This window comes from Sediminibacterium sp. (assembly GCF_051860225.1).
Lineage (GTDB): Bacteria > Bacteroidota > Bacteroidia > Chitinophagales > Chitinophagaceae > Sediminibacterium.
Map to the genome: position 1 here is coordinate 1,049,160 of NZ_JBHYEI010000001.1, position 18,082 is coordinate 1,067,241.

16 protein-coding genes are annotated in these 18,082 nt (G+C 36.4%); 5 read left to right on the forward strand and 11 right to left on the reverse strand.

All coding sequences use genetic code 11. The features are described from left to right. Window positions 1-18 precede the first annotated feature (18 nt). The 10 genes from tatC to ACTIEI_RS04575 all read right to left on the reverse strand — a co-directional run bounded on the left by tatC (window position 19) and on the right by ACTIEI_RS04575 (window position 9,280). The gene (gene tatC, locus ACTIEI_RS04530; RefSeq protein WP_439505095.1) at window positions 19-873 is read right to left on the reverse strand and encodes a twin-arginine translocase subunit TatC; all 855 of its coding nucleotides are present in this window, start codon (window positions 871-873) and stop codon (window positions 19-21) included. 2 nt (window positions 874-875) lie between these two features. After that, complete coding sequence (locus tag ACTIEI_RS04535; protein WP_439505096.1) at window positions 876-2,135, reverse strand: hemolysin family protein; 1,260 nt, start codon at window positions 2,133-2,135, stop codon at window positions 876-878. Between the two features lie 107 nt (window positions 2,136-2,242). Further along, window positions 2,243-3,568, reverse strand: a complete 1,326-nt coding sequence (locus ACTIEI_RS04540) for a hypothetical protein (protein WP_439505097.1) — start codon at window positions 3,566-3,568, stop codon at window positions 2,243-2,245. Between the two features lie 10 nt (window positions 3,569-3,578). Then, the gene (locus ACTIEI_RS04545; RefSeq protein WP_439505098.1) at window positions 3,579-4,355 is read right to left on the reverse strand and encodes a hypothetical protein; all 777 of its coding nucleotides are present in this window, start codon (window positions 4,353-4,355) and stop codon (window positions 3,579-3,581) included. After that, complete coding sequence (locus tag ACTIEI_RS04550) at window positions 4,348-4,887, reverse strand: RNA polymerase sigma factor (RefSeq protein ID WP_439505099.1); 540 nt, start codon at window positions 4,885-4,887, stop codon at window positions 4,348-4,350. Before ACTIEI_RS04550 ends, ACTIEI_RS04545 begins: the two co-directional genes overlap by 8 nt. Before the next feature lie 81 nt (window positions 4,888-4,968). Beyond that, a complete protein-coding gene (locus ACTIEI_RS04555; protein ID WP_439505100.1) occupies window positions 4,969-5,958 on the reverse strand; it encodes a potassium channel beta subunit family protein in 990 nt (329 codons plus the stop codon). A gap of 10 nt (window positions 5,959-5,968) precedes the next feature. Beyond that, on the reverse strand, window positions 5,969-6,562 hold the full coding sequence (gene lptC, locus ACTIEI_RS04560; protein WP_439505101.1) for an LPS export ABC transporter periplasmic protein LptC: 594 nt from the start codon (window positions 6,560-6,562) through the stop codon (window positions 5,969-5,971). Then, a complete protein-coding gene (locus ACTIEI_RS04565) occupies window positions 6,555-7,934 on the reverse strand; it encodes a hypothetical protein (protein WP_439505102.1) in 1,380 nt (459 codons plus the stop codon). Before ACTIEI_RS04565 ends, lptC begins: the two co-directional genes overlap by 8 nt. Beyond that, on the reverse strand, window positions 7,906-8,634 hold the full coding sequence (locus tag ACTIEI_RS04570; RefSeq protein ID WP_439505103.1) for a type III pantothenate kinase: 729 nt from the start codon (window positions 8,632-8,634) through the stop codon (window positions 7,906-7,908). Before ACTIEI_RS04570 ends, ACTIEI_RS04565 begins: the two co-directional genes overlap by 29 nt. Window positions 8,635-8,641: 7 nt before the next feature. Next, window positions 8,642-9,280, reverse strand: coding sequence for an LON peptidase substrate-binding domain-containing protein (locus ACTIEI_RS04575; protein ID WP_439505104.1), 639 nt, complete (start codon window positions 9,278-9,280; stop codon window positions 8,642-8,644). A 66-nt stretch (window positions 9,281-9,346) separates the two neighbouring features. Here ACTIEI_RS04575 and ACTIEI_RS04580 point away from each other — a divergent pair, with 66 nt between their 5' ends. The 4 genes from ACTIEI_RS04580 to ACTIEI_RS04595 all read left to right on the forward strand — a co-directional run bounded on the left by ACTIEI_RS04580 (window position 9,347) and on the right by ACTIEI_RS04595 (window position 15,914). Next, window positions 9,347-10,219, forward strand: coding sequence for a glycosyltransferase family 2 protein (locus tag ACTIEI_RS04580; protein ID WP_439505105.1), 873 nt, complete (start codon window positions 9,347-9,349; stop codon window positions 10,217-10,219). Between the two features lie 173 nt (window positions 10,220-10,392). Beyond that, window positions 10,393-13,626 (forward strand): SusC/RagA family TonB-linked outer membrane protein, encoded by a 3,234-nt coding sequence (locus tag ACTIEI_RS04585; RefSeq protein ID WP_439505106.1) that lies wholly within the window; start codon window positions 10,393-10,395, stop codon window positions 13,624-13,626. A 23-nt stretch (window positions 13,627-13,649) separates the two neighbouring features. Continuing rightward, the gene (locus tag ACTIEI_RS04590) at window positions 13,650-15,329 is read left to right on the forward strand and encodes a SusD/RagB family nutrient-binding outer membrane lipoprotein (protein WP_439505107.1); all 1,680 of its coding nucleotides are present in this window, start codon (window positions 13,650-13,652) and stop codon (window positions 15,327-15,329) included. A gap of 27 nt (window positions 15,330-15,356) precedes the next feature. Then, the gene (locus ACTIEI_RS04595) at window positions 15,357-15,914 is read left to right on the forward strand and encodes a hypothetical protein (RefSeq protein ID WP_439505108.1); all 558 of its coding nucleotides are present in this window, start codon (window positions 15,357-15,359) and stop codon (window positions 15,912-15,914) included. Between the two features lie 17 nt (window positions 15,915-15,931). Here the strand turns inward: ACTIEI_RS04595 and ACTIEI_RS04600 are convergent, their stop codons facing one another. Next, window positions 15,932-17,134 (reverse strand): O-antigen ligase family protein, encoded by a 1,203-nt coding sequence (locus ACTIEI_RS04600; protein ID WP_439505109.1) that lies wholly within the window; start codon window positions 17,132-17,134, stop codon window positions 15,932-15,934. A gap of 34 nt (window positions 17,135-17,168) precedes the next feature. Between ACTIEI_RS04600 and meaB the strand changes: the two genes are divergently transcribed. Further along, window positions 17,169-18,080 carry a methylmalonyl Co-A mutase-associated GTPase MeaB gene (meaB, locus tag ACTIEI_RS04605; RefSeq protein ID WP_439505110.1) on the forward strand — a complete coding sequence of 304 codons (912 nt, stop codon included), beginning with the start codon at window positions 17,169-17,171 and terminating at the stop codon, window positions 18,078-18,080. Window positions 18,081-18,082 lie beyond the last annotated feature (2 nt).

The window sequence follows — 18,082 nt, forward strand, 5'->3', positions numbered from 1 at the left end:
ATAAGATATATAGGTTGATTAATCCCACTCTTTGTCTTCTTCTTTCTCTAATTTTTTAAATACTCTAGCAGACACTAGTATACTCAATTCATATAAAAGGAATAAAGGAATGAACACAATCAATTGGCTAATCCAATCTGGGCTAGGCGTAATAAATGCGGCAACAATTAAAATAATGACTACTGCATATTTACGGGTAGCTCTTAAAAAACTTGGAGTGATAATTCCTATCTGTGTTAAAATATAGGCCAATACTGGTAATTCAAAAGCAAGGCCACAGCCCAAAATAATATTGGTTAGGTTATCTAAATAGTCGGAGAAAGTGGGAATTGTGACAATCATATTCTCTGTACCCAACTGAAACCCAGCCAAAAAGTTAAAGGTGAATGGGGCCAATAAGAAATAGCCAAAAGCTGCGCCACAAAAGAAGAAGAAAGAAACCCAAAAAATAATAAAGCGAGTATTTTTAACTTCTTTTTCTTTTAAAGCAGGTTTCACAAAGCGCCAGAACTCCCAAAAAATATACGGGAAAGCCAAAATGATCCCGCCTACAACGGCCATGCTGACGGCACTTACAAATTGACCACTAAATTTGGTACTTTGCATTAACACATCCACAGGTGGCATACAGAGTGATTCACCAATGCCCAGCCAATGACTAAAATCGCAAAGGGCTTTATAACTAACAAAGTCTTTATTAACCGGACCTCTGATGATATTTTCAAAAATCCACTTGCGGTATATAAAAATGATCAACGCCATTACTAAAATGGACAAGACTGATCGAATGATATGTCCTCTTAATTCTTCAAGATGATCAATAAATGACATCTCCTCTTTTTCTCCCGATGTTGTTCTATTAAATAGTGCCATATTTATTGTAATACTTTCATCTTAACCATTTCTATCCTACGTTCAGATACAGTTAAAATATCAAACTTGAAATTATTGATGATAATGGTTTCTTTTTGTTTAGGAATGGTTTCATGTTCATTAATGATATATCCACTTAAGGTTTCAGAGTCACTAGCAGGAAAATCTAAATGATATTTTTCATTCAAATAATCCAATTCCATTCTGCCGCTAAAAATAAATTCGTCTTCTGCTAATTGTTTTTCTACAAATTCTTCGGTATCATATTCGTCTTGAATTTCACCAAAAATTTCTTCTAATAAATCTTCCATGGTTACTATACCAGAAGTACCCCCAAATTCATCTACCACCCATGCAATACTTTTTCTTTCTTTGGAAAATTTATTCATCAAATCGGTAGCGCTCATGCTTTCTGGAACAGCAACAATTGGATGCAGCATTGCTTTAATGCTTTCAGGACGGTTAAATAAATCTAATTGATGAATGTATCCAACAATATTATCAATACTATTTTCGTAAATCAAAAGTTTACTCAATTTAGTTTGTATAAATAAATTTCTTGCTTCACCAATTGAGTCTGTTATTTCTAGTGCTACTATTTCTGTTCGAGGCACTAAACATTGTCTGATTTTTATGGTTGGTAAACTAAGTGCATTTTCAAAAAGCTCAGTATTCAACTCTTGATTTTCATCGTCTTGATCCTTAGTCTGTTGAAAAAAATGCTCCAAATCAATTTTAGTGAACGCTTCGTTTTTGTCTTTTACTCTAACATTAAAAATGTATTTCAATATCCATTGCGAAATGTTTACGAATAAATTGGTTAAAGGAAGAAAAAGGTGATGAAAAAAATTAGCAACTGGTGCAAATACAAATAATAAGCTATCACTCTTTGCCCTAAAAATGGCTTTTGGTAAAAATTTACCAATAACTAAAACTACAAACGTAGAAACCAATGTGTCAAAAGCAAGTTTCAATAAATTGTTTTCAATTTGTAAAGGGAGCCAAATACCTGTTTTTAGTAATTCGTCGATAAGTAATCCGTAGATAACTAAGAATAAATTTACCCCAATCAAGCAGGTTCCAATAAATCGAGCAGGCGATTCTATGAATTGGGCTAAAATTGCTCCGCTTCTTTTGCCTTGTTTTTTCTTTAGTTCAATGCTAAGCCTATTAGCAGTTACGAATGCAATTTCATACCCCGCAAAAAAGCCGATAAAAAGCAAAGTACCCACTATACTAAGAATGGTATAGATATGCGTCATAATGGGTCAAAGTTAAGGTATATACAATAACAAAGTACCCCGTTGAAACGGGGTACGATACCGACTTAACACATGAGATTCGGTGCTGTAAATGTTATATGGTTATTTTATTTAAAGTCAACTGTGCAGTTTTGGCAATTCATGTCTATTTTAAGCCCTTTGCCGTCACCCACTTTAGCATTGAACCTAGATTCAGCATCGCCTGTTTGGGCATAACGGGTAATTGATCGATTAATTTCAATTAGTTGCTTGGCAAGAGCATCCGTTTCTTTTTCTTTTACAAGAGGTTTGGTTTGTTCTTCAATAAAAGGCTCTTTTTCAAAGTTTCCATAAACAGTACTGTAAGCACCACTGTATTTAACCGAATAGTTTTTGATGTTTTTTAGTGGGATACGGATATCGGCGTATTTGTTATCAATTTTTATTAAATCGAGATTTGCTCCTACGTTTCGGATTTTAATATCAGCATTGGTGCCATCTATTTCAAGTGAACTGTTTAATTTAGTAATCCTGAAATTGCCGTAGTTCTTTCTTCCTCTTAATTCATTGGCATCTTCTATTTCATACTCATCGTTGGTGCTTCTAAATACTGCTTTTTTAACGCTGGTAATATCAATGGTAGCATATTTTGTATCCAAGTCTGCTTCACCAATTTCTTTGGCCGAAAATCGTCCATTCATAAATTCTATTTCGGCAATAGCGGCATCCTCAATAGTTACATTGGAATATTTAGAACGTAGATAAAGTTTACTAAAATTTTCTGCTTCTAAATTCCCGTTGGTTAAATCTATTGTTGCACTACCATAATTGCCCATAAGTTGAACATCTGCATACTTGCTATCTATGTCTAATTTGCTAGCAGCAGGAACATAAATAGTAACCATTCTTTTTGTGTTCGATTTGCTACCAATGTTTTCTCCTTTGTCGTTAAATACTGTTACGCCAGTACTACCACTCCAACCAAAAGTATTGCCATTAATAGTATAGCTACCGCCAGAAATGGTACCAGACTTAATACGAACTGCAGTCCCCATAGATTTTAAAGAGAGATTCATTTTTTCGAACCATTCTTCATCACTTAGTTTTCCCTCCCCTTCAAAATAAACAGTGGTCACCACTTTTACTTTCGACTGATCCCAAATTTTAACTTGAATATTTCTAGAAGTATTGTCTAAATAAATTTCGGGGGATTTAGAACTACTAATTTCCTGACTTACTTCTTTTGCTTTAACATCTTTACGGTCTCTAAAAAAATTATCAAAATCTTGATTTACATTGATGGGATAACCTACAACTGTTTTAACTCTATTGCCCTCCAAAGGATAACCTTTAACAACAATTTCTTTTGAAGTAGTTGGTTGCTGTGCACATACATTCATTGATCCTATGCAAATAGCACTTAAAATCATGGTACTAATAATGGTATTTTTCATTTTCAACAGTTTAAATATTAATAAAGTAAGTACGAGTAGAATCTACTGGTCCTCTGTTTTGTTTGTAACGATTATTGGTTTTGTTCATCTCAAGCTGCAGCTGTTTCAGAACAGTTAATTTATATTGATACAGATTTATCAGTTGATCAAGCTGATGATCTGTTAGACCCTTTTTAGCAATGTCTTTTTTAATTTGGTTCTCATCTTGCTCTAATTGATTTATTTGTGCTTTGAACTCATTAAAATAGCTGGCTGATTCAGCATACATGGGGGTGGTGCTAATTTTCCCTTTTTGTAAATTGATGATTTGAATAAAACCACTCTCCATATTGGCTAGTGCAGTCATTGTATTTTCAACGTTATTTGCTTTGTTGAATGATTGTGCTGATGGATTAGTTGCTTTAGCAAAACGACTATTTGGAGTAGGGGTTGATTTTGCAGAAGCTTTAGCGTCTTCAGGGGTACTTACGGTTGGACTCTCTACTTTGGTATTATTAGTTGGCGAAGGCATTGGCGATGACTCATTGTTGATGGTCACTTGCTCTTGTACGGGCTTAATAACTACTGACTGATGATTCAATAAATACCAAACTCCTATTCCCGCTAAGCCCAAGATACAAGCAGCCGCGGACCATTGGACCAGCTTTCGCATTGAAAAAACTTTTCCAGTAGTAGTAGATTTCTCCAATTTCACACTCTGTTGCACTTTGCTCCAAACAAGGGGGCTTGGCTCATCAGCATTGAATTGATCTTGATTTTCTATTAAATATTTTTTAAACTCATCCATGTATTTGTACTTGTTTGTAAATTCTTTGTTTTAGCAATACCCTTGCTCTTTGATATTGGCTTTTACTGGTTGATTCTGAAATTCCCATGCTGGCTGCAATTTGTTTGTGCGAATAATCTTCAAATACATACAAATTGAATACCTGTCTACATCCATCAGGCAATTGCTTAATGGATGTATGAATGATGTTGAAATCAATCGTTTTCCACCACTCCACTTCCTCATTTACCCAATTGCCTTGTTCGTTGCTATCCCATTCTTCCCAGCGAATATTTTTTTTGCTGAAACGAATGCATTCATTTACTACAATTCTTTTGAGCCAGCCGCCAAATTGCGCTTCAACTTTAAGCTGGTGAAGATTGCTAAATGCAATAACAAAGCAGTCTTGTAAAAGGTCTTCTGCGTCTGAAATATTACCAGTCATTCTGGTACAGATATTAAACATGGCTTTACTGTATTGCTCGTACAACCAAGCCTGGGCTTTTGCATCTCCATTGCAAGCCTTTTTTACAGCAGCTATTTGTATGTCCATTACCTGTTCCAAGCAGTTTTCATAAATAAGAGAAGGATTGTATGAAAAGTTGGAAAGAAGGTAGAACTATTTTTTTGCTTTCTAATATTCTGCTAAAATGGGTTTATTCTGCATGATTGCTTCTATTTTGGCAATCACTTCAGCACTTAAAAGCGCTACAGCTTTTAAAGCGGTCAAATTATCAATCAATTGTTCTTTTTTGGTAGCACCCAAAATAGCAGTAGTTACATTTGGGTTTTTAATACACCATGCAATGCTTAATGCGGGTAAACTGCAACCCAGCTCGTTGGCCAATATTTGTAGTTGTTGTACTTTTTCAATTTTATCTTGCATGATCCAACGCTCTTTCAGCCAATCGAAACCTTCAATGGCTAATCGGCTGCCTTCGGGAATGCCATTATTGTATTTGCCAGTGAGTAATCCAGCAGCTAAAGGACTCCAAATAGTAGTACCTAAACCTACATTTTTAAAGACTTCTAAATAATCATTTTCAACTTTATTTCTTTCAAATAAATTGTATTGAGGTTGTTCCATGGAAGGTCCAATCAAGCGATAGTGCTGTGCCACTCTATGCGCTTCCATTAATTCAACGCCGCTCCATTCACTAGTTCCCCAATATAAAATCTTTCCTTGTTGAATTAAGGTATTCATGGTTAACACCACTTCTTCAATAGGCGTGTTTTTATCGGGTCTATGACAGAAATAAAGATCTAAATAGTCAGTTTGTAAACGCTGTAAAGCTTCGTTACAAGCTTCAGTTAAATGCTTTCTACTAAGGCCTGTTTGATTGGGTTTATTTTCTTTGCCTCTCCATCCAAAAAAAGCTTTAGAGGAAAGCGTGTAAGAAGTTCTGTCCCAGTTTTTTGCTTTTAACACTCGCCCCATCATTTTTTCACTCTCACCCAATGCATAAACTTCTGCATTGTCAAAAAAGTTGATGCCATTATCGTAAGCAATGCCCATTAATTCGTCGGCACTATTATCGTTAATTTGTTTATGAAATGTTACCCAACTTCCAAAGCTTAATACGCTTAATTGAAGGCCTGATCTTCCCATTCTTCTGTATTCCATAAAAATTATTTTATTGTTTTTTATCTGAAGTGCTATCTGGTAAAAATAGAAAACTTCCTAAATCTAATTCGTAATAAGTAATATCTGTTAAAGTTTGATTAGAGCTGAAGCCTTTTCTTGCAAATAGCTTCTGACGAGGGTTACGTTGACTGGTAGTAACTGATTTGTCTGTATGAAATCTTCCTAGTGTTTGATCCCAAAATAATTCGGATGTTTCTAAAGTGTCTCCATTGATTCGGATGATGACCACACTATCCCTCAAATAAATCTTATTCTCGTTCTCAATATATCTTCCATAATTGGCTCTGAGGGTACTCTCTAGCTTCATACTATCATTAAAAAACTCTACAAACAAGGTCTTGGGAAATTCTGATTTGAGTGCACTGTCTCCTTGGTATCTTAACAAAAGTGGAGCAGTTAGTTTCGCTTTCATTTTGCCCCCCATACTTAGATAGCTGGTAATATTTTTACCTTCTTCAATACCAGGTTTTTTCTTTCCTAATTCCCTTACCACATTTACATCATTCTCGCATGCCAGCATAAAAAAGCAGCCTGATAAGAAGGCTGCAAATTTATTTTTATTATGGAAAATCAAATTAATCATATCTACGTTTAATGAACCACATATCACTTAAACTAAATCCTAAAGTTATTTGAGTGTAGTTCTCTGTAATATTATTTACGGCAGAACCTCTTTTCCCAAATTGCATGGCAGCCTGAACTACAGTGAATTGAGTTTCGTAGTTTCTCCATTTTCTAATGGGGAAACCTGCACCTAGTGTGAAGGAACTATGATTAAGTCCGTTACCATCTGCATTAATATAGTCTTTCCCAAACTGGAAGCCAAAACGGTAGTTGACATTGCTTAAATAGCTAGTAGAGCCACCATCCGGATTTGGACTAATTTGTGCGCCTAATTTTAATGCCCAGCTATTATTTAACGCATCGGGCTGCCCATAAGATCTAAACTTAGTCCATTGTGTGGTAGTGTATTCAACACCAGCAGACCATAATTGGAAATTGCCTCTTGTATTAGATATGGTTTTCATGAGCATGAAACCTGCATCGTAAGTGGCAGGCATGATAATGGTACCTTTAATATTATCTTGTTTAGCAATACTATCTACTTCTATTAAACCACCAGAAGCATTTAAGACATAGGTTTGATTGCTGAGTCTTCTAACTGCATTCATATTTTGCTGAAAAGAAGCCGTAGCACCTATTCTCATCAACAAATTTTTAGAAGATTTATCTGCCGCATTTTCTTTTTTCGATAAAGTGAATTCGTACTGAATACCCGCTTGGAGAAACATACTCCCAAAATTGATTTGCGAAGCACTTCTAGATTGGAAATAGAGTAGGGTGTCGTTATAAAAAGTTTTAGAAGTACTAATTTCTTGTCTTCCAAAAGTGTAGCCTGTATTAGCACCAATACTTAAGTTCTTCCATTTTTTACCTACCCCAATAAAAGCTTGATTGGTACCACCAGTTCCTTCATAAATGGTTCCAATACTATCGCCTGCTAAGCGAGCCCTGCTTTCTACACCGTAATTCAATCTAGTGATTGGCCTTAATCCAAAAGCCAAACCCAATCCCTTTAATTTATTTAACGGAACACTTACCGCTAAATAGCTAGGGATAACGTAGATGGAACTGAAAGAACCACTAGGATTATTACTTTTCAATTTTCTTGAATCAATTGACAAACCTAAATCGTAGGTAACCATATAATTGGCACCGTACGTTGCAGGGTTATTAAAATTGACAGCCTGCCCTACATTATAGTTAGCGCCATCTGCATAAGCAGCTGAAAGCCCTCCCATTGAACGACTAATTACGTGTTGGGAACCTACTAAATTGCCCAATCCGTAACGGGAAAATGGTGAATTTACCTGAGCAGATGAACTGATTGCGAAAAAAGAGATGAAACTAACCACAAAAGCCAGCCTACCTGTTGTTGAACTCACTGATTGCATATAAGCCTTTAAAAATTAGGTTTGGGTCGGCAAATATCCTGTTTTTTAGGTGCGGTACAAAAAAAGGCATATCCCCCCCGGTTAATAGCACGTTAAAGTTGCTGTATTTTAGCGCATATTCATCAATTATTCCATCAATTTCTTTGGTCATTCCCCAAATTACCCCACTCAAAAGATTGGTTTTGGTATCATAACCCACTAGTGGAAAGGGGGATTCTGCTTTAATATAGGGTAATAATGCGGTTTGTTCGTGCATTGCCCTGAACCGCATATTCATTCCAGGAGAAATACTTCCGCCCAAAAATTCATGACGATTGTTGATAAAATTATAAGTAATACAAGTTCCAAGACCAATCACAAGGTTATGTTGTTGGGGAAAAAGGTCAACTGCGGCAGCTACCAATGCCAAACGATCGGCTCCAATGGTTTCAGGTTTACCAACTGGTGTGGTTAATGGAAGGGAGCTAGCATGGCTTAAACGATGAAACGCGGTTTGCTCAGCCATGACTTTTTCTATTGCAGGATCATGGTTAATTACTGAGGAAAGGATCACTTTCTTTGGCTTCCATTCATCCATTAACGATGAAATGGTTGTTATGGAAGCATCGGGTAAACTAATTTCTTGTTGAAAATCCCTACCAGTAAATACTGCCACTTTTAAACGCGTATTCCCAAAATCCAAACAAAGTGAAATGCCCATAAAATATTTAGTTAAGGTTGTACCCTTTTAATTTTTTAAAAGAACCATTGATAATAATCCTTTCTTTTAATTGTTCCATGCCTGTGATAACTGGAATTACTTTTTCTAAATGCCTTCTTAAATATTCTAGCCGCTGCTCTTCTTTAAGCAAACACAATAATTCGTACTCCTCATCTAGTGATAAGCCTGCATGATGGGCCATATCATAACTCATCATATCAGCCACTTTTTTATTAAAATTCTTAGTAACATTTAGTAATCGATGCAAAACATAAATTGAATCTAAAATTTTAAACGATATAAAGGGCTTGGTATTAGTATCATTATTCGGATACGTTACTATAGCGCCACTGAATAATTTATCGGGAATGGATTCTATCAGCTCTAACACTTGAAACACCCTTATCCCTCTGGTTTTAATATCCATTCTGCCATCTTCGTATACTTGAACAATCTCTGTTATTTCAACCATGGTTCCAGTTTCAGCAATTCCTTTATCTAGTACGGTGGGTATGCCAAATGGTTTTGCTTCCGCAAAACATTCGGTAATTAATTCTTTATAGCGAGGCTCAAATATGTGAAGGTTCAATTCTTCACCAGGATAAACAACCAATGCCAATGGAAAAATGGGAACGAAATTGATCATATGCTCCACAATTTAAGTAAAATGGAAAGAGCTTGTATAAACATTGATTAAACATTAATATTGCGTATGAAAATTTCGGGGTTTACCATTATTAAAAATGCGGTGCTAAATGATTACCCCATTGTAGAAGCGGTAAAATCTATTTTACCGATGGTTGATGAAATGATTATTTTAATAGGGGATTGTACTGATGGAACTATTGAACTAATGGAATCAATCAATGATCCTAAAATCAAGATTCATCATTCTATTTGGGACCCCAATTTGCGGTCTGGCGGTTCGGTTTTAGCTGTAGAAACCAATAAAGCCATGCAGCTGATAAGCAAAGATGCTGATTGGGCATTTTATATACAGGGTGATGAAGTGGTGCATGAGCAGTACCATGCCGCAATATTAAAAGGTTGCGCCGATTACAAAGATCAGTATCAAGTAGAAGGATTGTTATTCAAATACCTCCATTTTTATGGAACATACGATTACGTGGGGGATAGTAGAACCTGGTACAGCAAAGAAGTGCGAATAATTCGAAACGATCGCAATATCTCAGCTTATAAAGATGCCCAGGGATTTAGAAAAGGTGGGCAGAAGTTAAAAGTTAAAGCTATTGATGCTTATATATATCATTACGGTTGGGTAAAGTCTCCAGCACAAATGATGAAAAAGCAAAAAGAGTTTAGTAAGCTTTGGCATAAGGATGAAGCCTTGAAAGACTATATGGCACAGCCCGATTTTTTTGATTACAGTCAATTTGATTCATTAGAAAAATTCAATGGAACTCATCCACAAGTAATGCAAGAACGAATAAATAGGGCTAATTGGCCAATCAGTTTTGATCCCTCAAAGAAAAAGTTCAGTCTGAAAGATCGTTTCTTATATTATTTTGAAAAAGCAACCGGAATAAGGCCTTTTGATTTTAAGAACTATCGACTACTTCCTTAACATTTAGTATTTGTATTTTTTACACATTCAGCCAGTTGTAGGCCTTTTTATGCCTATAACTGCTGCATTTCTATACCTTTTATACATTTTGTTTATAAAAATGTTAAATTTTAACAATTACTTAATATATTGTTAGCGCAACACAATTAACTGGCAAAACTAAAACTAAGTACATGATTAAAATCTTGTCTACCTTTTTGCTATCAATGGTATGTTTTACCATTGTAGTAAGCGCCCAGAACCTAACAATTTCGGGCAAAATAACTGATGGAAAAGGGGCAGCTATTCCATCGGCTTCTATTGTGGTTAAAGGAAAAAAATCGAGTGGTGCATCTGCAGACGCTCAAGGAAATTTTAAAATTTCTGCGTCAAAAGGCGATGTATTAGTAGTATCAAGCTTGAATTTTATTAACAAGGAAATTGTAGTCGGAACACAGACTATATTGAATATTTCCTTGGAAAGTTCTGAATCTGCTTTATCCGAAGTAGTTGTTACAGCTATGGGAATTAAGCGTTCGGAGAAAGCATTGGGTTATGCGGTATCAACTGTTAATCCAACTACCTTATTACAAAAATCTGAACCCAATATCTTGAATGGCCTTGCAGGTAAAGTTCCTGGGGTAGATATCAGAGCAGGACAAGGTGCTCCAGGAGCAGCAGCCAGTATTCAAATTAGAGGGGTTTCTTCATTCAATGGAGGTGAACCTTTAATTGTGGTGGATGGTGTACCATATAGTAATCCAATTGTAAATACTACTAGTCCATTTTCTGGTGGCGGTACTTATGGTTCTGGATTAGGCAACTTAGATCCGAATGATATTGAGTCGATGAACATTTTAAAAGGAGCTGCAGCTGCATCCCTTTATGGATCAAGAGCTGCAAACGGAGTATTATTAATTACTACAAAGTCTGGTGCTCCTAAAAAAGGTGCTAAATCTTTAAATGTTACATATAGAGCAGGTTACAGCTTTGAGAAGATTTCTGATATTCCAGAATTTCAAAATTTATACGGAGCGGGCGCCAACTTTAGAACACAATCTTCTAATGGTTCTTGGGGTGCAAGATTTGGCAAAGGGGTAGTGTACAATGCAAGTGGTATACCTATTCGTACTTCTGCTTCAGGCGTAGACTCTATTCCAGCTACAACATGGGCAACTATGTACGCTTCTTATCCAGAATTATTTCCTAATGGACAAATTGCTTACAAAGCCTATCCAGACAATGTTAGAAACCTTTTCAATACGGGTAATTTAGTGGAGAATTCTATTGGCCTTAATGGTGGAGAAGGTAGTACCTTATTCAATGTAACGCTTTCAAGAGTTGACCAAAAAGGATATATCACTAATTCGAGTTATACAAAAAATAATATTAGTGTTGGTGGACAAACAGCAATTGGTAATCTTACCATTGGCGCAAACCTTTCTTATGCTCGTACAAAGCAAATTGGTGGATTTATTGGACAAGCGCAAAGCTTTATTTCTCAGTGGGGCCGTACTTATACCATGGCAAGAAACTGGGATATAGTGGGCTTCCCGTCAGAAAACAGAGCTGGTCAACAAATTGGTTTTAACGATGGTCAGTACACCAATCCTGTTTGGGGAGCAAAGAATAACGTTATTACTTCAATTGATGACCGTATTGTAGCTAATATTAGAGCTAGCTACAAATTCAGCAATAGACTTAAACTTGATTTTAATGCAGGCGTAAACAGTTATGCTTTATTTAGAGATCAGATTATCAACAAATCTTCTTTAGGTAGTGCAGATAATTTACTAGGCACTTTAACTGAAGTGGTTAATAGACAACAAGAGATACAAGGTAAAATAGTTTTAGTTTACAATAATCCTAAGTTGATAGACAATGTTACCCTTGATTTCAACATTGGTAGTGAAGTGAATGAAAGAACTTCAAGAGCACAACAGGTTTACGGAGTTGATTTTGTTGTTCCTAATTTATTCAATTTAACCAACACGCGCAGACAATCATTTAGCGGAGACAACCGATCAACTAGGCGTTTGGTGGGTATTTTTGCCGATGCGTCTTTTGGTTATAAAGGATTTGCTTACTTGAACTTAACTGGTCGTGCAGATCTTACTTCAACCCTACCTTATAAAAATGCCAAGTATTTCTATCCAGGCGTTTCTGGATCATTGGTATGGTCTGATGCGTTTAAATTGAAGAATAATTGGTTCGATTATGGTAAACTGCGTGTTGGTTATGCTAAAGTGGGTAATGATGCTGCACCCCATAATGGAGAGCCCATTTTTGGTCTGAATGCACTTGGCTTCTTGGGTCAACCTTTAGCTACAAGAGGGGGTTCTACATTTGATCCACAACTAACTCCAGAGTTTACTACAGAACTTGAGTTAGGCTCTGATGTTCGTTTCTTTAAACAAAGGCTTGGATTAGAAGTTACTTGGTACGACAAAAGATCTACCAATTTGATTTATGCGATTAGTTTGCCACAAACAACCGGATATAGTTCATTCTTTACCAATTTAGGGGCAATACGTAATACGGGTATAGAAATTGGTTTAGATATTAAGCCAATTATCACTAAGAACTTTATATGGGATACAAGGGTAATATTTACTAAAAACAGAAATACAGTTGAAAGATTGGCTGCTGGATTAACTCGCGCACAATTAGGAGGATTTAACTGGATTGAAGCGGGAATGCCTTATGGATATTTAAGAGGTTCTTATTCTGCTAGATCTGCAGATGGTCAGTTATTGATTAGCACCGTTTCAGGAATGCCTTTAGTTGATCCTAATCCAGGTATGGTAGGTGATCCTACCCCGAATTATAAAATGGGTATCACTAATAGCTTTTCATACAAAGGATTTCAGTTAAACATATTATTCGATATGACTAAAGGAGGTGCTTTCTATTCTGAAACCATTAGTAGTATGTTAGGAAGAGGCGTTACAAGAGATGTTGAAGATAGAGAGAAGAATAGAGTAATCACGGGTATTTACGGAAATCCTACACCAGTTACTGGTGCGGATGGACTTAATCGTTTCACACCACTTTTGGTTGGTGGTAAAACAGTTCCCAATCAAACAAAAGTTACCACGAATGATTTATTCTTCACTGCTGGAACTGGAGGAAGTTTTGCAACCAACGGTGCATTTGAATATGCAGTTTTTGATGGTACAGTTTATCGTTTAAGAGAAATGGCATTGTCTTATACATTGCCACCAACATTGGTGAAAAAGTTAAACCTAACCAATGTTACACTTTCATTAAGTGGTCGTAATCTTTGGTTTTGGGCACCTAATATTCCTAAGTACACCAATTTCGATCCAGAAATCAACTCTGTTGTTGGAACTGGAACACAAGGGGTAGAAACAGGAGGAGCTCCAAGCACGAAAAGATTTGGGATTAACTTAAACGTAACTTTCTAATATCATACAGTAAATTAAATATTATGAGAAGGAATTATTTCATATACACTTTTGTTGCAGTCTCAGCCATAGCAATAATGGGAACTGGCTGTAAGAAATTTCTTGATGTAAATAAAAATCCGAATAGCCCAACTCCATCTTCAGTTCAATTGTCGATGGTATTGAGTGCCGCTGAAAGAAATATTTCGAATAACCTAGCATTGGGTTCAGGAATGGGAAATACTATGGCGGTTTATGTTCACCAACAAACTGGAAGAGTTGGAGCAGATAGATATGGTGCCGGAGCACAAGGTTGGGATGGATTGTATGCTGCTATATCTAATCTTAATGTAATCATTGCTAGAGGCACCCAAGAAAAAAGGTTTAAATATGTTGGGATTGCAAAAATCTTAAAAGCATATACTTTTAGCATTTTAGTAGATGTTTACGGTGATGTTCCCTTTTCTGAGTTTGATAAATTTGAAGAGGGTATTACACAGCCTAAATTTGATAAAGGGGCAACCATTTATCCTAAACTATTTACTTTGCTAGATGAGGGTATTGCAGATTTAAACAATACTACTATTAATCCATCTGTTCCCGCAGCTGATGATTATATCTATAAAGGAAATGTAACCAATTGGATCAAAGCAGCAAATACCATCAAATTAAAGCTATACACACAGGTTAGACTAGTACAAGATGTTAAAACACAGGTAGCTGCATTGTTAGCCAGTCCAACTACTTTGATTAACTCGCAATCAGAGAGCTTCATGATGCCTTATGGTCCTATTGGAGCAACAGATGATAGACACCCTGCATTTGGAGATTACAATGCAACTCAACGCGGTGGTCAATTGTTTAGCCCATGGTTGTATGAAATCATGAAAGGAGTAAATCCAAATATTCTAACCAATGCGGTAGATCCTAGAATTCCTTATTATATATACAATCAAAAAACACCAATTGGTGGTTCAAATGGTATTCCAGAAAACTGTACCGAATACCGTGACGGTGGATTTATAACTATCGTTTTTGGTTCTACTGGTCCTTGTAGAGATGGATCAAATAGCCAAACATATTCTTTATTAGGAATTTATCCTGCAGGTGGTCGTTATGATGAAGGATTGGGTCGATCAATCAATTCAATCGGACCACAAAACTCTGGAACAGGGGCTTTACCACACCAATTCCTAACTTATGCAGATAGATTGTACTTAGAAGCAGAATTAATTCAAACAGGTTTAGTTTCAGGTAATGCAAAAGCTGTATTTAGTAAAGCATTGGATGAGTCTTTTGGACAGGTTGATCATATTGTTTCAAACTATGTAAAGCCAGGATCTGCGGGTGCTGCACAAACTGTTCCAGCGATATCTACCTTGCCTGCAACTGCTGCATATAAAACTGCGGTGCTTGCATTATTTGATGCAGGAAGTGATGCTAAAAAGCTAGAGTATATTATGACTGAAAAATGGATTAATCGTATAGAAAATCCAGTGGATAGTTACAGCGATTATAGAAGGACGGGTTACCCTGTTTTATTTGCACCGGCTCCTGAAGGAAACGTTTCTAGTGTAACACCTCCAAACGGCCCATCAATACCAGTATCAAATGATCGAAAGTATCCTTGGTCTTTGCCTTTTAACTTGAATGAGCTTCAACTTAATAGTAATGCTCCACCACAGAAAGTACCTGAATCATTTAAAGTATTCTGGCAACTATAATCGTTCCTTAAAATAAAAACTTAGATTATGAAAATCAATAAAATAATTATACTATCAGCATTCATTTTTGGGAGCATGGCATTGATGACTAGTTGTTCCAAAGACGACGGTGCTATACCTAAAAGAATAGGCATTGAAGATGTTCCTGCCATCAGCGTGAATTTTGAAACAGGTCCAAATAATGTGCTATCTAGTCAAATTCCATTAGCATCTGCTGGATCATTCCAAGGTAAGTTTGTGGCATCTGCTTTTTTTCCTGGCACGCCACTTCCTACCAAGATTGATATTACAGTTAGAAAGAATACCATGACTTCTATTACAGGAGTAGCAAACAATACCAATGTTCGAGTATTTAAAACGAATATCACGTCATTGCCATCAACTTTCTCTGTAACTGCTGCAGAGTTAGAAGCATTGTTTGGGGCACCTATTGCTACCAATCAAGCCTATGATTTTGGCGTAGATATTTATGTGGGCACCAAAAAATACGAAGCTTTTCCAGCAGGTGTATTTGGTTCTGGATCTGGTATATCAGGTATGAGTACTATCGGATTTGGAGAATTTGTACGTTACTATTTTAAGTAAAGAATTATCCATTAAAATTAATCAATAGCGACTTCAATTTTTGGAGTCGCTATTTTTTTATTCCAACAAACTACAATAGGCCAAACATGCAGTAAAACACCGTACTGATAATTCAAGGTGGTTTCTACAAGGCATGAGAATGCAATGGCTAATGTCCAAATAATTAGGTAAGGATTCTTGTGCTTATATCCATACCAAGCAGGGTAAAATAACCATGCGGTAAATAGAAACATGCCCCACCAGCCACTGCCCATCCACCAAAATAGCCATTGATTAAATGGCCAGCCGTATTGGGTGTGCTGACCATTCCATACTTGTGTAAATTTTTGTTGCAATGCAGATGGAATAGCAGACCAACCAATTGAAGTAGCATGATCTTCTGAAATGGCTTTCCAGGCCACTGTATTAATTGCTCTTCTTACTCCATCTGAATAAGTAGAATCATATCCCTTTGTGTTATAAGTGTTCCAATCGTAGAGGGTGTACCTGATTTTTTGTTGAACAGTTGGTGTTATTGCAAGTACGGTGATTAAAGCAATTATTACAATCAAAATGTTGCGAGTACGATTCCTATTTGTTATAGTTTTTGATTTCAAATAATATATGCCGTAACCAGCAACGATAATAGCCGCGATGACCCAACCTGTTCTAACTGCCAATAAAAGAATAGCGCCTAGTAAAACAATAAACGATGTTTTTTTATACCGTGCATTACTAATGGGTAATAGGGTAAACAACAAGGCGCTACATAAAAAAATACTGAAACGTACATGATCGGTATCCATGAATACGGGTAATGTTCTACCTTGTCCATATAGCTCAAATGCTTCACTAGCATGCAACACAAGCCATCCAAACGGGTACAATAAAGCAATTAAAGCAGCATGTATCCAAGGTTGAGAAATGGTTTTACTAAAAGCAAATTTTTCCCCCGCAATAGCGGTAATGCCTGCAATAGGATAAACTATTAGGGTAAGTAAAAAAGATAAATTGGCTTCTGTAAAACCCGCTTGATAAATTCCAATGAATGCCAATAGTAAGGGAGATAAACACCAAATAAACAGCGGTGAAAAAAGATCAGCGTTATTTTTTTTAAAATAGTAAATAGCATAGATGGCCATTAAGCCCATACTGATAGACAAGATGGCCCTACTCCATAATAGCCCACCCAACATAATAATGGCCAATACTAATAAAATATTTGTTGCTCTTTTTGGCATACAGTTGGCATAAATTTACATTTACAGCAGTTATATGTGGAAACAATTATTAGCAGGCATACAAATAGGCAATCATCAATCCATTGCAAGAGCTATATCATTGGTAGAAAATGAAGTGGAGGGGTATGATCATTTTTTACAAAGCTTACCCGTTGGGAAAACCCCAATTACAGGAATTACTGGACCTCCTGGTGCGGGAAAAAGTACTTTAACCGATGCGCTCATTGGGCATTGGACTGCTCAAGGAAAAAAAGTAGCCATACTCTGTATTGATCCCTCTTCACCATTTAATATGGGTGCCTTACTAGGTGATAGAATTCGAATGAGCGATTGGTATAATCATCCGGGCGTTTATATTCGATCATTGGCCACCCGTGGATCCTTAGGCGGCCTGCATCCATATATCATAGAAATAACGGCTATTTTACAAACAGCAGGCTTCGATGAAATTATTGTTGAAACGGTTGGAGTAGGGCAGAGTGAAATTGAAATTGCAGGATTGGCCGATACCACAGTTGTTGTAGTAGTACCCGAAGCAGGCGATGAAGTGCAAACTATGAAAGCAGGCTTAATGGAAATAGCTGATGTATTTGTGGTGAATAAAAGTGATCGACCTGATGCAGATACTTTTGTAAAAAACCTGCGCTTGATGATGGCACCAGCGTTTAATACAGATAAAAAAATTGAAGTGGTTAAAACAGTGGCTTCACAAAAAGAAGGCATAACGGAATTAGCAGCCGCTATTGAAGCACACCAACAACATATATCTATCAACAATCGAAAAATTTGGTTATTAACCGAGCGAGTATATCAATTGATTGCAAGAAATAGGATGAAGCCCTACGATAAGAAAGCCATTTACCAAGCATTACAAGCCAAAGCAAGCAAAGAGCAGTTCAATCTTTTTACTTTTGTAAACGAGTATGCAAATACAGGGAATGCTTGATA

Bases quoted from the DNA above. Each gene is read 5' to 3' on its own strand.
- tatC (WP_439505095.1), bottom strand. From the start codon at position 873: ATGGCACTATTTAATAGAACAACATCGGGAGAAAAAGAGGAGATGTCA.
- ACTIEI_RS04535 (WP_439505096.1), bottom strand. From the start codon at position 2,135: ATGACGCATATCTATACCATTCTTAGTATAGTGGGTACTTTGCTTTTT.
- ACTIEI_RS04540 (WP_439505097.1), bottom strand. From the start codon at position 3,568: ATGAAAAATACCATTATTAGTACCATGATTTTAAGTGCTATTTGCATA.
- ACTIEI_RS04545 (WP_439505098.1), bottom strand. From the start codon at position 4,355: ATGGATGAGTTTAAAAAATATTTAATAGAAAATCAAGATCAATTCAAT.
- ACTIEI_RS04550 (WP_439505099.1), bottom strand. From the start codon at position 4,887: ATGGACATACAAATAGCTGCTGTAAAAAAGGCTTGCAATGGAGATGCA.
- ACTIEI_RS04555 (WP_439505100.1), bottom strand. From the start codon at position 5,958: ATGGAATACAGAAGAATGGGAAGATCAGGCCTTCAATTAAGCGTATTA.
- lptC (WP_439505101.1), bottom strand. From the start codon at position 6,562: ATGATTAATTTGATTTTCCATAATAAAAATAAATTTGCAGCCTTCTTA.
- ACTIEI_RS04565 (WP_439505102.1), bottom strand. From the start codon at position 7,934: ATGCAATCAGTGAGTTCAACAACAGGTAGGCTGGCTTTTGTGGTTAGT.
- ACTIEI_RS04570 (WP_439505103.1), bottom strand. From the start codon at position 8,634: ATGGGCATTTCACTTTGTTTGGATTTTGGGAATACGCGTTTAAAAGTG.
- ACTIEI_RS04575 (WP_439505104.1), bottom strand. From the start codon at position 9,280: ATGATCAATTTCGTTCCCATTTTTCCATTGGCATTGGTTGTTTATCCT.
- ACTIEI_RS04580 (WP_439505105.1), top strand. From the start codon at position 9,347: ATGAAAATTTCGGGGTTTACCATTATTAAAAATGCGGTGCTAAATGAT.
- ACTIEI_RS04585 (WP_439505106.1), top strand. From the start codon at position 10,393: ATGATTAAAATCTTGTCTACCTTTTTGCTATCAATGGTATGTTTTACC.
- ACTIEI_RS04590 (WP_439505107.1), top strand. From the start codon at position 13,650: ATGAGAAGGAATTATTTCATATACACTTTTGTTGCAGTCTCAGCCATA.
- ACTIEI_RS04595 (WP_439505108.1), top strand. From the start codon at position 15,357: ATGAAAATCAATAAAATAATTATACTATCAGCATTCATTTTTGGGAGC.
- ACTIEI_RS04600 (WP_439505109.1), bottom strand. From the start codon at position 17,134: ATGCCAAAAAGAGCAACAAATATTTTATTAGTATTGGCCATTATTATG.
- meaB (WP_439505110.1), top strand. From the start codon at position 17,169: ATGTGGAAACAATTATTAGCAGGCATACAAATAGGCAATCATCAATCC.